The 15,053-nt window shown below is 54.3% G+C and carries 12 protein-coding genes; 4 read left to right on the top strand and 8 right to left on the bottom strand.

Going from position 1 to position 15,053, the window contains the following annotated elements; translation table 11 throughout:
• The first annotated feature begins 13 nt into the window (after window positions 1-13).
• Window positions 14-1,036: a helix-turn-helix domain-containing protein gene (locus tag CLU92_RS09075; protein ID WP_180338472.1), complete on the top strand. Its 1,023-nt coding sequence runs from the start codon at window positions 14-16 to the stop codon at window positions 1,034-1,036.
• A gap of 543 nt (window positions 1,037-1,579) precedes the next feature.
• Here the strand turns inward: CLU92_RS09075 and CLU92_RS09070 are convergent.
• Entirely contained in the window at window positions 1,580-2,008 is a 429-nt protein-coding gene (locus CLU92_RS09070; protein WP_071076884.1) for a helix-turn-helix domain-containing protein, read from the bottom strand.
• Between the two features lie 255 nt (window positions 2,009-2,263).
• On the opposite strand from CLU92_RS09070, the gene CLU92_RS09065 reads away from it, so the two are divergent.
• The 3 genes from CLU92_RS09065 to CLU92_RS09055 all read left to right on the top strand — a co-directional run bounded on the left by CLU92_RS09065 (window position 2,264) and on the right by CLU92_RS09055 (window position 4,816).
• Complete coding sequence (locus tag CLU92_RS09065) at window positions 2,264-3,472, top strand: hypothetical protein (RefSeq protein WP_139174404.1); 1,209 nt, start codon at window positions 2,264-2,266, stop codon at window positions 3,470-3,472.
• A gap of 108 nt (window positions 3,473-3,580) precedes the next feature.
• On the top strand, window positions 3,581-4,393 hold the full coding sequence (locus CLU92_RS09060) for a hypothetical protein (RefSeq protein WP_071076886.1): 813 nt from the start codon (window positions 3,581-3,583) through the stop codon (window positions 4,391-4,393).
• 165 nt (window positions 4,394-4,558) lie between these two features.
• Complete coding sequence (locus tag CLU92_RS09055; protein ID WP_143452585.1) at window positions 4,559-4,816, top strand: hypothetical protein; 258 nt, start codon at window positions 4,559-4,561, stop codon at window positions 4,814-4,816.
• 33 nt (window positions 4,817-4,849) lie between these two features.
• Here CLU92_RS09055 and CLU92_RS09050 read toward each other — a convergent pair whose 3' ends face one another.
• The 7 genes from CLU92_RS09050 to CLU92_RS09020 all read right to left on the bottom strand — a co-directional run bounded on the left by CLU92_RS09050 (window position 4,850) and on the right by CLU92_RS09020 (window position 14,724).
• The gene (locus CLU92_RS09050; protein WP_143452584.1) at window positions 4,850-5,614 is read right to left on the bottom strand and encodes a hypothetical protein; all 765 of its coding nucleotides are present in this window, start codon (window positions 5,612-5,614) and stop codon (window positions 4,850-4,852) included.
• 114 nt (window positions 5,615-5,728) lie between these two features.
• Window positions 5,729-8,845 (bottom strand): MobF family relaxase, encoded by a 3,117-nt coding sequence (gene mobF, locus CLU92_RS09045; RefSeq protein WP_101481617.1) that lies wholly within the window; start codon window positions 8,843-8,845, stop codon window positions 5,729-5,731.
• A 119-nt stretch (window positions 8,846-8,964) separates the two neighbouring features.
• Window positions 8,965-10,071, bottom strand: coding sequence for a site-specific integrase (locus CLU92_RS09040; protein WP_180338471.1), 1,107 nt, complete (start codon window positions 10,069-10,071; stop codon window positions 8,965-8,967).
• Window positions 10,072-10,853: 782 nt separating this feature from the next.
• Window positions 10,854-11,558 carry a hypothetical protein gene (locus tag CLU92_RS09035; protein WP_101481615.1) on the bottom strand — a complete coding sequence of 235 codons (705 nt, stop codon included), beginning with the start codon at window positions 11,556-11,558 and terminating at the stop codon, window positions 10,854-10,856.
• Between the two features lie 772 nt (window positions 11,559-12,330).
• Window positions 12,331-13,212 carry a hypothetical protein gene (locus CLU92_RS27455; protein ID WP_143452583.1) on the bottom strand — a complete coding sequence of 294 codons (882 nt, stop codon included), beginning with the start codon at window positions 13,210-13,212 and terminating at the stop codon, window positions 12,331-12,333.
• Window positions 13,190-13,912 (bottom strand): hypothetical protein, encoded by a 723-nt coding sequence (locus CLU92_RS09025; RefSeq protein WP_101481613.1) that lies wholly within the window; start codon window positions 13,910-13,912, stop codon window positions 13,190-13,192. The genes CLU92_RS27455 and CLU92_RS09025 overlap by 23 nt, the downstream gene beginning before the upstream one ends.
• Window positions 13,912-14,724 (bottom strand): TIGR04255 family protein, encoded by an 813-nt coding sequence (locus CLU92_RS09020; RefSeq protein ID WP_086146510.1) that lies wholly within the window; start codon window positions 14,722-14,724, stop codon window positions 13,912-13,914. The genes CLU92_RS09025 and CLU92_RS09020 overlap by 1 nt, the downstream gene beginning before the upstream one ends.
• Between the last annotated feature and the right edge of the window lie 329 nt (window positions 14,725-15,053).

Genomic DNA, 15,053 nt, shown 5'->3' with positions numbered 1-15,053 from the left:
TAAGCATGATTCCATGGCTGCGACCTTCGCGGCCATTTTCGTTTACGGGAAACCGTTGTTCGCTTTGCATAGATCCAGCGCTTGCCGAAGCATCGTCAAAATAACAAACTGGGAATCTGGAATGCCGAACTCGCTTGCCTATCACGTTGTCGTAAATGCACTCGAGGGTAAGGCTGGCTGGACGCCGATGTCCAGGTTCGTCTCCGCGGTGTCGCACGCCATCAGTGGCCACCTGCCGTATCAGCGCTACCATGCAGCCGGCCGTGCCAGAACGGCTGAGGGAGCTGGGGCCGGTGTCGTCGAGCGCATGGTCAACGACTTCCTCGCCACCGACATCAACCCTGGCTATCTGCTTCTCTCGTCATTCCAGCGCGAAGCCGATGTGCTTGTCGCGTTTAACGCCTATAACCAGTCCGCGAAACTCGGCGTGCAAACCAGCCTCGGCTCAAGTGGCTACGCGCGCCGGCTCAATAGCGGCTCGCGCAACAGTTCGCACAATGCCAATGCCAATGCCAATGCCAATGGCGCAGATGGATCGCTCATGGCTCATGGCGACGATCCTGATAGCTGTCGCCAAGGCACCTTGGCGATTGTGGAGACCATGATGGCGACCACACGACGCAATGCGCAGTTGCCGAGCGGAGCAGAGAGGCGCAGCTTGACCACCACTGCCAAGATTCTGGGTGTGGAGACGTCCGCTGTCGGAGAAGTGGCTCTGGTGTTTGAAAGCGAGGGACACATTCCCATCGCAAGTGTTGCTCGCAAGCTGGGTTGTCACCAGCGGACTTTGGAGCGCCGGTTGCGGGAGTCAAGTATAACGGCCGAAGCGCTTAGGCAAGCGTCGCGTTTGGTTCGCGCATCGCATCGCCTCTCATCCTTGGATAGCCTTACGATGATTGCCTTTGACGAAGGTTTTTCTGATTTGGCCCACATGACCAGGGCATTTCAAACCGCATCGGGAATGCCTCCTAGTCTCATGCGCAAGTTGATGCGCCTTAGCCAAAATACTTTGCCAGCGCTAAGCCCCAGCCTTTAACTGCCCATCTTGTCATAAGCCCTTTATTGCTGAGGGTTTCGACAGCCTGGGCTTTGATCGCTCTTAACGTGGGCTTTGACAGGCGTTAAAGGCCACATCCTTCTTTATTCCCTTCCATTTTCACTTCCAATTCCACTTCTTCTTGCTGCCGACATAGTTCTATCTGATGGCATGTAGGGCGCGCGCCAACATTCGGTCGCGAGCGGTGACTCCGCATGCGCGGGTTGCCGCGTTTGTTCGCTGGTTTGCCATTTACGTCCGCCTATATCTACCCCGGATTCAACTCGCGAGCATTCGTGGCTCCTCTTGCGCCACGCCTCGCGCTCCGCAGACATCCCATTTAGCAGTCCCTCGCTTGGGATGGCATCTCGCTCTGAGGCCGATCTGAGTTCAATAGCCTCAATTTCAATATCGTCAATATTGCCAATCTGTTTGCTGGTGTCGCATAGATTCAATCTTTTCGACAGCCGTTGCGTTATTTTTCTGGTTGTCGGAGAGCAATGGAATGCTTAATCACCGGCGCAGGAGTTTGCGCTCTCTATTTCAAGATTTTTTTGTATTTTTCTTGTGTTGTCCCGTTGAGGGAGTGTCGGGGGAAGAAATGGTTGAGCAAAAGTAGTTGTTAGCCCTTTCCCGCAGGTAGACGGCAGTGGCGCGCGCCTGATCGACGACGAATGCTCGGTCCTCTGGGGAAAGGCCGCTGAGATGGGCTTCAATGGCCGCGGCCTGGTCGGTTTTGCGATCGCTGGATGTCAGCAGCAATTCATTCATTCTGCAATCAAAGAGCTCCGCGAGCTCTGACAGGCGCGGGATCGATGGCAAGACGATGCCGCGCTCAAGTCGCGAGATGGCCTCGTTGCCGATTCCCAAGCGCTCGGCAACATCCTCTTGCGTGAGGCCGACTCGGACTCTGTGGCTCGCGATGGCGGCGCCCACTGTTTGGGAAATTTTTTTGAGTCGTTGAGATTCCATGGGGCGTCCTTGTGATGGTTCAACCCGAATGGTGGCTACTAGGCTTATTTGTTTGAAGGACTTAAAAAGTTGAAACACAACTAAAATAGTTTATTATTCGTTCGCTGCATGTTTTTCTCTCATGCAATGTCCCGGAACCCCTAGGTTTGAACAGGCAACAAATTGAAAGGTGTAAGAATGTCTAATTCCCCGAAAAGCTTGCTCGCTAGCATCATATATTTCGCGATCAAAGTTTTGTGTTCGGTGGTAGCGGTAGTGACCACGCCCAAACCTGCGGTGTTAGCTGCGGTGTTTGTTTTCTGGATTTGGCAATTGGTCGCACACTACCGGCGCGGCCTCGTCGCCCTCAAAGCGGCATTGAAGCGGGGTGAAAGTGTGAATCCCAGAGCGGTGTGGTTCAGTAAATTCAAACACAAATTCGTGCTCTCAATCATGGCGTCGGTGGTCTACCCGATGCTTGGCATTCCCGCGGTGATTATTTTTTGGATCGTGGATTTGGCATTCCTCAACCGGCAAAAAGCTGCGGTTCGCGCCGCCGCGCCGCCCACCTACGCAGACAAGGCCGGCGTCGCCAGTGGCGACGTGAACGGAGCGGAGTGGGGCTATTCCTGTTCTCGGTTCGATTTGATGATCAATTTCGAGCGCGACGAGGCAAGGTTGGTATCCCATGTCGACAATGTCGGTGTAACTATCTTGGGTATTAAAGACGATATTTCGACGCGTTTTGATCGCGCTTTCCGGTTGTCAGACCTGGCCTGTGCCGTCAAGGAAAATAGCACTAGCATTTACTTTTTTGCATTTTCTCAAGAGGTTGTGGTTGGAACACCTATCAGTGTGAAATGGCGAGGCGACGAGCTTGTCAGAGAAGGCTCTGCCCGCCTTGAACGAAAATGGCATTCCACGCCTGACTTTGACGCATCCTTCAAGGAGATCGGCCCGGTGCTGGCGAGCGACTTCAATCGTTACTGGATGCCGATTCAAAAAAGAATATTTTCAATGGGACACGCGAGAGCGGATGCCTATGTCACCGAGCATCAGGATAGCTTGGCTGCGGTAAGGCTTAGCGCACGCGCTGCATGGAAGGCTGAACGCGAAATTAGCATGGCGCGCGTGAGCGAGCTTAAAGAGCTTGCAGGTCTTGGCGAGGCATTTTTAGAAAATGCCCTGTATGACAACGGCTCGCTAGCGTGGACCATTGCTGCCGACAAGAGTGGCCGCGCTGTAGTTGAGTTGAATGGCGACGTGTGGATCGGGTCACTCAAAGACGCTTGCGCGACGGCGAGCTTGGATGAAATTCCCGCAAAAACCGACGGCGCCGCGCCCACCTTTGCGCTGGGAATAGTCGTCAAGGATGACGAGTTTGAGCGCTCGCAGCTCCGCAAGCGCCGCTTCCAGCTCATGGTTGGCTATCCGAAGGCGCAAATTACAACCTGGATCGATCGAATTGAGATCCTTGCTCGATAGCAGGCGCTGGACTAGGACGCTGGGCAAGGCACACGCCTCGCCCAGTGATCGTTGCCGCTGCTGCGGCCACAGCATTCATCTGTTTTAATTAACTTATAGGAAATACTGATGCGTAAAATTTTATCCGCGCCTTTGATTGCGCTCGTCCCATTTGTGCTGTCCGCATGCGCCAACCCCGGAATGCAGGGCGGCTCGAATGTCCAGCTTCAGCAGGCCATCAACACGGTGGGCGCCATGCTTAATGGGACTGTGCCGACTTCGGCAACTGCCACTAACCCAACTAGCCGGCCAGCAGCCCCCACTATCGCTGCCGGTGAAGGCACTCCCAAGGTAATCAGTGGGTCAAGAATTATCATTGACGGTCCTCGCCCGAAAGATCCTCGCTGGGTAGGGAAGTCGATCGAGAGCACTCCGCTTTACAAGCTGTTTGAGCGCTACCCGTTGGAGAGCTATGGGAATTACTGGCCACGCGTGAGTATCCATGTTGATGACTATTCTGAAACACTAGCGTCAAGCGAGCATTCCAGCACCAGATATTCGCAATTAGCGAAGGAGGCGCGTCCGTTGGAGTGCATCAAATTCACTGCGATGATATGGACCTCTGAGAAGAAATCGCAAAAAATTGAGGGTGTTGTGATTTGCAGCGTGGATATCAAGCCAGATGACCGATATTTGTCCATTGGCGCCATGAACGCTTATCGCGGACTTATGTCTCCTTCAATGTATTCTTCCCGGCAACTCCGAACAGCAGGGCCACGAATTCCGGCGCAACTTTTGCCGCGGTCAACAGGCGAAGACGCTACATTTTATTCCAATGGGGATTACCTTTTTTCCTCCCTATTCGTCAAAATGGGATATCAGGGAGCCATTGATGGGGATGCGCGGCTCTGGTTCGTGAACCTTACAAACGCGACATTCTAACTTTCATAGGGAAACGGGCGTCCGAGGCGATTCGGAAGCCCATTTTTTTATACACCTGACGCACCGTTGGTATATGCTTTTGCTATGAGCGCTGAGATGGACCTCCCAGCACTCTCTAAGTCATATGTCGCCCCGTTTCTGAGCTGGGGCTATGAAGGGGATCGCATGATTGATGATTTGACCGGAGAACGCCTGATAATTCAAAATGGCCATTTGATCCTTGCGGCTGCTCAACGCCCGCGCGTGGATGCTATCTTGAAGGAGCATCGTTGTCCTCCTGCGGTCTGGTCCGCGGGCATCTCGGCGGTGGAGCGCTATGTGGACACCTCGCCAGACGATATGCGCAATGTGGCTGTTTGGTCGGTGGCATTTGACGAGAGCATGAATATTGACTCGCTTCAGGTCGCGCTTGATGCCGAATAGTGGGATTTGAAAGTGCCTAGCAGTGCGATGATGCTATTGGCCATGCCAAGCGAGCTGCTCGCCGCGCCCAGTGGCATCGTTTCTCTGGAGGGTGCCGATATGCCATCCGCCTTGGGCATTTTTTTTGCAAACAAGAGTAATGGGATCGAACGGGGCCTGCGCTATGCCAGCGGCTAGCGCGCATTGCGGGTCCATATTTTCCAGAATCACTCGCATCTCAGCGCCGTCGTCTACAGCGCATCCATCCACATGCAAGGCCTCAACACTTAGCTCCAAGGCGATCTTGCCTAGGGCGCTACCGTCTGCCCTGGTGGCAATCCAGTAGGCTTGCAGCAACGCCAAGCTATACACTTCTAGGCCACCTTCCGCCATGGGCGAGTCGAGCCACGCGAGAAGTGATGGGGTCTCATATGACAGGATATCTTCTTTCATTGGCGCAGCCAGGGCAGGCTCCATGCCAGGATTGCTGCTGGCGCTTTCTTTTACCAAGTGATGAATCTGCCCTATGGATTGTTCCAGCCTGTCGATGCGGCCGCAAAGCAACGAGCGCAGATCGTCAATGTCGCCGGCAGTGTCGAACTCCGTGGCCTTCAATGACACGTCCGGGCCGTCCTGCGCCTCGTCAATGTATGCGGCCAGCGCTTTGAGCGGGGATTCCTCGACTCCCCTTGAGCGGGCAATTTCACGAAGCCGCGATTTTCGTTTTGGATTGAGTTGTAGATAGACGCCTCGGCTTTCCCATAGGTTGGGCTTGCTGGGCTGCTTGGCTGCGTCCATAGGCATTTTCATATCGTTCATATGCTCCACATGATTTGTCACATTTCTCTCGTTCAACGCATCACCCTGTCATTTACACCACTCATAGCAGCGCTCCTAGCATTCATCTCACCCGTTCTCCGAACTGAAAAATCTCTAGCGAACCAGACCTAACTCGGGCTCTCCAAGCAGGATGGCCGGTGGCCTTTTATATGGAACCTGCCCATGGGCCGAGTCCCGAGGGCCAGAGGTGGAGTGCACAGCTAAACCTATGGGGGAAGAGGGAAGCCAGGTGGATAATGGAGAGAAGCGGATAGAGCATGGCGCTGGGGAGATGGCGCCGACATTGGCCATGATATTGGGATTGGCGATGCCGTTGGCAGTGGGGCCGAAAGGCCGATAGCCCGAACGCATTCGCCGAATTGCCCTCGAAATGAGATTTCGGAACGATGTTGTCCAGCTTGGGGAAGATGCGCTCACTGGCGCCTTTGGCGACTCATAATCGAGCGTGGTCCCCTTAGCGCGGCTGCGCCTCATGCCAAAGGCCAAGACATCCATCGCCTTGCTTCGTTCGCTTGGCGCTCCGTCCTGCTGTTGATGGGACTCGGGGTCGCCAGCTCCCAAGGCGCCAAGGTTTGCGAAAAGGGTGGTGGCGAAGCGGGAGCGGCTGGCGGCAACATAGCTCCATTCGCGATCCGCCATGCGTGGATTCACCAGGACATAGGCCGATTCGAATGTGCGCCCTTGGCTCTTGTGATTCGTCAGACAAAAGGCATGGTCAAAGCGCCCAAACGACGCGGGTATGCGAACAATCTTTTCCTGGCGCTCGTTTGGCTCGTCGAGCTCCACCACGAGCATGACGCCGGCCGCGGCGGGCTCAATTGCCGCAATGCTGGCCGCCACGCCATTTGAGATGCCCAGCGACCTGTCATTTTTTGTAAAGACGATGCGATCACCAGGCGCGAAGCGCTTGATGTCGGTAGTGTCGTCGCGGTGGATGATCTCGGCCTCAATTCCATCCGCATCGCGAACGATGCCTCTTTCGACAAGAGCGGCCCGCGCCTTGGCATTGAGCTCCGCGACCTCGGCGCGCGTGCCGGCGATGATCGCCTTCTGCGGCAATGCGGCCTTGTCTTGGTCCCACGCCTCGACCAACTGGGCAACGGTGGCGGAGTGCCCCGAGACCAGCTTGAGTCGTCCGCGCTCGTCAAGCATCTCCAGGCCGGCGCGTGCCTCGCCGGTGGCGAAGAGCTTCACGGCCTTGCGCATCCATTCGAAATCGTAGCGGCCCCTCCATTTTTCAAAGGCCCGCGCCAGCTTGGCGTCGCCCGAGCAAATCGATTCGAGCGCCTCCAGCCGCGCCTCCTCCGGCGCCTCGCGCAAGGTTTGGATTTGAATCTTCGACAGACTCCCGCGCTCTTCGAGCCATTTGAGCAGGGGCGAGAAGTCGGTTCGCTGTCGCTGGATGTTGGAAATCTCGGCCTTGCCGTGGCGGATGGCAAGCGCCCGAAAGATCCCGCCCGCGTCGATGGGCTGCAGCTGCTTTGCGTCGCCGACCGAAATCAGCTTCGCGCCGGCCTTGATGGCCTCCGCTTGCAGGAGGCCAAACTCGCGGGAGCCGACCATGCCAGCCTCGTCGAGGATCAAGATGCTTTTGGAATCGAGTTTCATTCTGCCCTTCTGAAGCGACAGGAGCAGGCTGGCGATCGTGCGCGAAGGGATGTCCGCCTCTCTCGCCAAGTTCAAGCTTGCCGCAGCCGACTGGCAGCAGCCCGAGACGTTGAACCCTGCGGCCGCATATGCCACGCCCAAGGCTTTCAAGAGCGTCGTCTTACCCGTGCCCGCCCAGCCTTCCACGAAGGCATGCCTGCCGGTGTCGCAGGCGATGTGCAGGGCCGCGGCGCGCTGTTGCTCCAGGGAGACGCCGACTCCCAGCTTGGCTTTGAGCTCCTGTTCCAGGCGGTCGAACTCACGGCCGACGACGGAGCGGGCGACTTGGTGCGCTCGATCCAGGGAGAGCCGCTCCACCGAGGCGCTGATCGAGGCTTCAAGATCTAGGGTGGCCTTCGAAGTGAAGATCTCTGTGAGATGCTCAGTGCGGCCCAGCTGAACGACATTGGAGTGAGCCAGGAACTTTTCGAGCTCCGCCAGGCATTCCTCCGCGTTCCAGTGGCCCATGGCCTTTTCGCAGATGAGGGTGAGGGCGTCTTGGGCGGTCGCGCACGATTGGCTCTCCAAAAGCTCGGCCAAGACTGCATCGCGATCAATTTCAAAAGGTGTTTCAATGTCAGGCTGCGCAGGCTTGTCGTGGCCGGTTCGCATTGATGTGACGGTTTCAGGCGTCAAGCCCAGCTTTGCGGCCATTTCCTTGAAGTTTTTAAGAAGATCCGGCAGCGAGGGCTCGGACTTGGCGGAGCGGGTGTTGAGGGCCGCAATTTCCCGCGCGACGGCACCATCCACTTCAAGCATGCCGCATTCGCGCACATATTCTGCAATTTGCTTGGAGCGCGTCGACAAGGCATCCCGTTGTGCCTGGTCGATTCCGCGAATTGTAAAGTAGGGGCCTGCTGGCTCCACTTCGAAGCCAAGGCCTCGCAGCCGGCTCGCGAGCTCGACGCGAAAGAGAATGCCGGTGGCAATCTTCGCCTCAAACTGGGCGCGGTGTTCCAGGGCGCTCCATTCCTTGCTGTTTTTGCGCTTGGCCAAGTTGAAGAAGAAGCCATGGATATGCAACTGGGGTTCGCCGGCACGGCTGCTGAAATGCGTATAGCAGGCTGAGATCGTGGCGCCCGCCTGCTGCTTTATTCTGCCTGCTTTGCCGTGCCTAGTGATCGAGTTGTTCTCCACATAGGCAAGAGCGCTTTTTGCAGAGTCCTGCAGGCATGCGATGAGCGCGTCTCGCGTCTCCTTGTCTGCCCCGGCAAAGATCGCGGAGACATCCTTGACGGCGGAGAAGGTCATATCCAGGCCCATCACGTGGTCTTCGCCGGCTCCCTTGACCAATGCCTCTCCTGTAATCGGATGGAATCCTTTGGCCAGGCGCTCGACGTGCTCGCGCTCCGCCAAGCCGGCGAGGCCAAGCAGTGGCACTCCGCCGCCGGCCCAGAATGGCGGAGGCCCCAAATCCTCATCCCGGCCCCGAGCATAATCGTCGAAGTCGCCTCGTTGTCGGGTCGTGTCTGTCGGGCCTCCGAGATAATGAAGGTATCTCTTGGAGCCATGCCCCTTCTTAACTTGATTCGTTGAGGAATTTATCTTCGTGATTGAAAGCAAATGACGCCTCCTTTCTGAGGGGCAAGCTCGCTTGTTTCTGGCGCCTCTGATATCAAATGTCCCTTTCCCAGAAAGGGGAGAAAACAAAGGGCGGCTCGGAAGCCACCCCAAGCCGAGCATTAGTCCATCCGTTCGGCCAGCTCATCGCCCCTAAGATTTGCGTATCGGACCAGCATGGACAGGTCGCTATGGCCAACAATCGCCATGATTTCAAAGACCGACAGCCTTCGCTTGTAGAGCACCATCCGACTGATCGCTTCGTGGCGAAGGTCATGGAACCTAAAATCAATCAGCCCCGTCTTTTTCACGAACTTGTGGAACCCCGCGGAGACGCTAAGAGGTTGGCCTAGCCGGTGGAATACACGGGTATTGCCATCAAGTGCATCGCTCTGCAGTTCCCTCATATAGTCCAATGCCAAGGAGGAAAGTGGAACAGCGCGCTCCTTATTACACTTGGTTTTGGCTGCAGGTATGGTCCACAACTTCCTAGGCAGTGCAAATTCTGCCCAATCCGCAAGAACCAGCTCTTGAAGGCGAGCACCTGTCTCCAAAGCTAATCGCATTAGGAGGAGCCATTGATCTTTTGATGGGGCCTGGTGGCTGGCAATGGTCGCTTCTAGGCGTGTTTGCTCGTCGGCAGATAGGCGTCGAGACCGTTTGTTCTCCCAATGCTTGGGGAAGTGCCTTCTTGAAAAGTTGAGTTCAGGAGCGGGCATATCTAAACATTCGGCCCTCCACTTGCAGGCAATCGCCATAATTTGCAAGTGAACAGAAATTGTCTCATAGGAGAAAATTGTTTTCCGTCTTGTTTTTTCCCTACGCATACGTTCGACGTATTTTTTGTTCCAAGAGGATGTGATTTGGCGCAGAGAATTGCAGCCGACACTTTCAGCACTGCGCACAAGGCGGACAAATTTTATGATCGTCGGTAGATTTTTCCTTTGTCGTTCAGTCGAGTCGCCGCTGACGGAGTATTTTTGCAAAATTTCGTCCAAGCGTTCATCAAGCAAGCTTTCAACCCCTGCCTGTTTTGGCTTAAGGCGCTCCTTTTTCTTGGCTTCTACAAGCGCAAGTTTTCTAAGCTCGAGTTCAATGCGTTGCGCGAACTTATCGGCGTCATCCCAGTTAGTAAAAGTTCGTGTTACGGGCAGTTGCCCCTTGATTCTAACTGTTGTTTGCCAAGTGCTTGGTTTGTTTTTGCGTGTTCTTTCTATGATGGTAGCCATATTTTTCTCCTTGGTTCGGCTTTGAAAAGTGGGTTTATTCATTACCGACGAAAGGGCTTTTCAGCCACCCGCTCGTCGGAGCTTAGAACAGTGTTTCTGCAGCACATTTGCAGCGCAGCAGCCCACACGGAACCGATCCCGTAAACAACTAAGGTTTGCAAGAGTTTACGGACGCACCATTTTTTTATGTATGGTCGGAAAAGTTACTGCCGCTGGCACCAAATTCCTGCTAGAAAGACAGAAAAATACGTTCCGTTGCAACAAAATATGGCCTTTTGAGCACCAAAACGTCTTGTATTGCACATTTTTTGGAGTATTTAGAGCAAATGTTTTTTCCGCTGCAGTCCGCTGCAGCGGAAAAGTTTCGGACAAGCGGTATTTATCGACACATCCTTAGATCTGGTCGAGCGTCGGTTTTCGTTGATCGCGCGGGGTTTGGATTCCAATAAATTCGCGGCGATGGCGCTGCGGAAGCTTGGAACTGGGTATATAGGCTAGACGCGGCTTGCCCAAGGCAAGGCCGCAGTCGACGGTCTTCTATTTTTATATTTATTAACATCTATAGATGTGGGCCGTGCGTCCCAGTTAAACCCGAGGAACTTCCTGGTTAAACCCGAGCATCTTCCCGGTTAAACCCGAGCTGTCTGGCTGAACTTCCCCCTTAAACCCGAGAAACCTCCCAGTTACACCCGAGATGGCGAGCATTCGCAAAGTCATCTGCTCCGTTAAACCCGACAGCCTGGCTTGTCGATGAGCAGATTCCGGCAAGCCAGGTCGGACATTCAAAGCGCGACCCTGCGACACTTTGGAATACATAGGCTTTCCATCACGTCGAAGGCTTTGGGCGATGACGGACCGGAGAATGATGGCTGTTCTGGGCCGCGCACAATGACTACAGTCCAAGCGTCGCTGGATCTGCCGTTTTTGATAATCTCAAAGTCTGCGACAAGCGCAGCTGCGGAGATTTTCAGCTCGCTCAGGGCGGTGCGAATCGCCGCTGGAAATTTCCTATTTTGTCCATCGAAGCCGCACAGTTCACGCATGTAGCCGACCGAGAGGCCCGGAGAGCTTTTGTGAGTCGACAAAAAATCATGAAGCCACTGAGCTAGCGAGGTGGTCAGCCCGTTGCGGCGCTTGCAGTCTATTTTGAATTGATAATCCAAGCACATGGCCGCGGCCATCCATTGCATGTCCAGCTCAACGAAATACTTCTTTTCTTGACGATATGCGGCCGAGAGCAGTTTGCCCTCGTGGACTTGACCGTCGCTAAGCTTCACCTGAATGGCTGCGCGCGACAATCTTTCCACGCTTTGCCAGATTCGTCTCAAGGCTCCGCCGCAGTGGTCGGATGAACCCATCACTGTTGCGATCGCCGCCAACTCAATCCGTATAGGAACATCGTGACGAGGCGCTCGTTTGACGATGCTGATCACCGCTTGCCACACCTGTTTGTCCCGCATATACAGCCGTTCCCCCGACAGCGTCAAATCATAGCTTCCTTGTCCCTTTACAGGGCCATCGTGGCTTACCCCTAAGACGATCCTGCCAGCCCGGAAAAGGGCGCTTCTAACCATGAATGCGGGACATCGGTCGAGGCCTCTTTGGCTTGGCAGGCGCGATGGCACATTTTCAATCACGGATCGCGCAAATTCCCCTGATGCTGGCGACTGCTCGTGCTTGATCGGCGGGGGAGGTAGGTCTTCGCGTCTTGGCGGCTGCCGAGGCGGCTGAGGAAGGTCCCAGTCGTCTTCTGGCGCCAAGGCGTCCAATGGAGCGCCATCTTTTCCGTAGTGGTTGAGCATGTTTTCGTCGCGTCGGTTGATTGGCCTCGTCAGCTTTCTGAAGCGGAAAGCGCCGTTGGCCAGATGTTCCCCGCCGTGTCTTGCGCAAGCAAGGGCAACTGAGCCTTTAAAGCTTGCCGGGCCGCGAGTGGATCTTCCGCTCAGTGTCTCGTATTGGACAGGCGGTGCCGAGCCGTTGCCTGTCTGCATGGCGACAGAAACCCCTGTTCGTTTGCCGTCCTAATGCCGCCGAAGCCATCTGGCCACGGCTAAGGCCTATTTTTCGCCTTCTCCAAATGTTATATGTGTTCAACACAATTAGTGCATGCTGACTTGATTTGGACAGCCCGTGGCTGCTAGCGATGTGCTTGGCATATTTACTCTACGCTGCCAAAATTCGTTGAAGATCGCACAGCGGAAAGCCATAAAAAAAGCCGGTTGGAAACCGGCTTTTTTATAGCTTTCTATTTTTTCTTATTTATTCCATGGCATCTTCTTCGGGCCCCGACAGATAATCTCTGAAATTAAATCGCAAATGCTGCTCAATCAATGTCGCGTCCCAGCGAAGAGCAGGTAGTGCTTGCTGGTCCAAGATGATAGAAAAATCTTCCGCCAGAATTTTTTCTCGTGACGTCTTAGCTTCACCCTTTTCCACCTTAATGTTTGCCGTTGAAAAAAGTTCTGCGAGTTTAGTTCTCACATCCTTTAATGTTGCTTCTTTTGACACCACGACTCGTAAATCCATGTCACATGGCGGCTTAACATGCTCTGGTGAGTTCTTGTTATTATCTGAGACCTTGATGAAAATCCCGAAAATATCCGCCTCGTGAGCTGTAAGCAATTTGTCGATGGCCGACATGAATTTCCCTTTAGTGAGGGCTGTGTTCAACTCATCGGACAGCTCTAATCGTGTATAGCCTCGTGCGAGCCACGCGGAGAAGTTGTCTTTATGTTGCTCGGACTGACCCAATGCTGGGATGTTTTTAAGCGCCATGCACGGTGCTAACAGAGCTAAGTTTTCGCGTCGACCCCAGTGGCGTTCCTGCGTGTCGCATATCAACCATGTCTCTCCTTCGGAGCTAGACGCTTTGGTCTCCAGCAATCGAGGATTGCGCCCGCCTCGGCACGCGGTCGTGCTTTGTTTCACGACGTTGGCGGCGATCCACTCGACCTTACTTATTTTTTGAAAATCATTATTGTAAAGATTGCATGTTTGGCTTGCCATGATCCAATAAGCAAAACCTTCGGGAAGGTTGGGCTCGACCGAGCGGAGCGTTCCGTCTTCAACTACTGAGCCTTGCCACCATTCCGCGTTTTTGATTTTGCTTACAATGGCATCAGAGGTATCTATATTCATCATGGTTGTGGAGGTGGGAAACCGCGGTCTCGTCGAGACTTGACCGAATCTTTGCAACGTAATTGCCAATGGGGCCAGACAGCGTGCTCAACACACCACGAGCGGTCGCGAGCCGCCTCACGTCACCCGACTTCAAAATATCTACCAGAGCCTCGCCTCCGGCCTCGTCAAAATTCCAAAATTGCCTAAGGTAGGGACGCAATTCGGCTCGAAGCTCTTGCTCGATCATCGTTTTTACCGAAGCAATGTAGCTGGCGTTTGTCGCTCTTGCTCCATTCGTCCAATCGTAGACCGCCTTGCGAGTAACTCCAAATAACGAGGCGATTTCGCTCATGCTGATCTCAAGGTTTGTGCGCAACCAAGCGATGTCGCTGACGGTGTTGATTGCATCATCGATTTTGGAGGCTTGTTCAAAAGTCGTTTTTTTCGAGCTTGATTGTGCCGTGCAAACAAATCTTGAAAGCTCGTCGAATATTCCGATAACCCATCCAGAATGTTCGACGTCAGTAGCCAGTGCTGCGGACGTTGTTTCTTCCACGATCACAAGCTGGTAGCCGCGAGCGATTGATGGGGATGTTGAGTAAAAGTCGAGCACCGGGCGTGACCCTGATTCTGCCATTGCTCCGACGCCGGACGTCGTCAGCGAGCGATTCAAGGCCCGCAATGAGCGAGAGCCCTCATATTCCATGACAGCTAATGACATTACGCTTCTCCTCTCCATACAGCGAAGGCTTTTTCCGCACAAACGGTCCGGAAAAATTCATTGGAATGCGAGTGCAGGGCACTGAGTTTTGCGACCGCCTCGTCCACGTCGATCCTCACGGGAATCAAACTTGTCCAGATTGAATCCGAATCCAACACGCCATGCCCCATCTCTAAAGGAGGAAGCGCCGGCCCCGCAGGACCGAACTCTTGTGTCAGCACAAACAAGGGCACCAAGTCGTCTGGGACCGACACATACTGTCGGCCAGCCCAGAATCGAGCTTGCAGCATCCCTGTTTTCGTCCGGTAGACAGTTTGCGATAGGCCGCTTTCCACGCTAAATTCGGCAGTTTGAAGAGGTTTGGGTAGGTATTCGGCAGGCAGATAATCGGATAGATTTTCTCCTTGGCGGGGCGCGATCCGATCCAAATATCGGATGCCTATGGCGCCAACGTCGAAATGTTTCATATGCGGTTGGATTGCTTCCAAGACAAATCGAAACGTTTCCGCAAATTCAGTGAACCGTGTATAGCGCGTTGTATGGACCACGATTTGCTCGTGCATGATCTGGCAGCCCATGCTCCTGTCAGCGGTGTGAAACGCCCAAGCTGCCGGCTCGGACGATGGCATGCGCGTGGAGGACTCTTGCGAACGGTCTCCATAATGGATCTGGTTAATTAAGGGAAACCGCTCGCGCAGTGCGTCTTGAAGTTCGGCAATCTTATGCGGTAGCGAGAGCCACCGTTGAAAGCGCAACGACGCCAAGACATAAAAGAGCGGTTGGTTTGGCAGAACGCCTGTCCGATCAATCACTTAAAACTCACTTTGAAAATGACTATACACGAACTATACATCACCGGCTGCACAACGCAACACTTGTATGAATTAAGTTGGATGTGCCGTCAAATTGTAAGTTTTCAACAAACAGGATGCTCTGATAACCAACCGCCATCAAGTGGTTGTGGGAGATTCATACTGAACGAAGGATGTAAGAGTCGATCTAACCCAACGGTGTCGATGGCATGTTTGCCAACAGCAATGTGGTGGACCCCGACAGAAGGTCGCAGAGCTACCTTCTGTCGGCGAAGAGTCTGAGCTCGCTAACTCTGAGCAGTGCTATTGGCTGCCGCAGCCAACCGGCC

It is taken from the genome of Janthinobacterium sp. 61, from assembly GCF_002846335.1.
Taxonomy (GTDB): domain Bacteria; phylum Pseudomonadota; class Gammaproteobacteria; order Burkholderiales; family Burkholderiaceae_D; genus Janthinobacterium.
Note: the sequence above shows the minus strand (reverse complement) of the source record. Positions and strands in the feature narration are given on the sequence as shown.

Coding starts and splice junctions, on each gene's coding strand:
- CLU92_RS09060 (WP_071076886.1), top strand. CDS start 3,581: ATGCGTAAAATTTTATCCGCGCCTTTGATTGCGCTCGTCCCATTTGTG.
- CLU92_RS27455 (WP_143452583.1), bottom strand. CDS start 13,212: ATGATGAATATAGATACCTCTGATGCCATTGTAAGCAAAATCAAAAAC.
- CLU92_RS09040 (WP_180338471.1), bottom strand. CDS start 10,071: ATGGCTACCATCATAGAAAGAACACGCAAAAACAAACCAAGCACTTGG.
- CLU92_RS09075 (WP_180338472.1), top strand. CDS start 14: ATGGCTGCGACCTTCGCGGCCATTTTCGTTTACGGGAAACCGTTGTTC.
- CLU92_RS09025 (WP_101481613.1), bottom strand. CDS start 13,912: ATGTCATTAGCTGTCATGGAATATGAGGGCTCTCGCTCATTGCGGGCC.
- CLU92_RS09050 (WP_143452584.1), bottom strand. CDS start 5,614: ATGAACGATATGAAAATGCCTATGGACGCAGCCAAGCAGCCCAGCAAG.
- CLU92_RS09070 (WP_071076884.1), bottom strand. CDS start 2,008: ATGGAATCTCAACGACTCAAAAAAATTTCCCAAACAGTGGGCGCCGCC.
- CLU92_RS09055 (WP_143452585.1), top strand. CDS start 4,559: ATGATTGATGATTTGACCGGAGAACGCCTGATAATTCAAAATGGCCAT.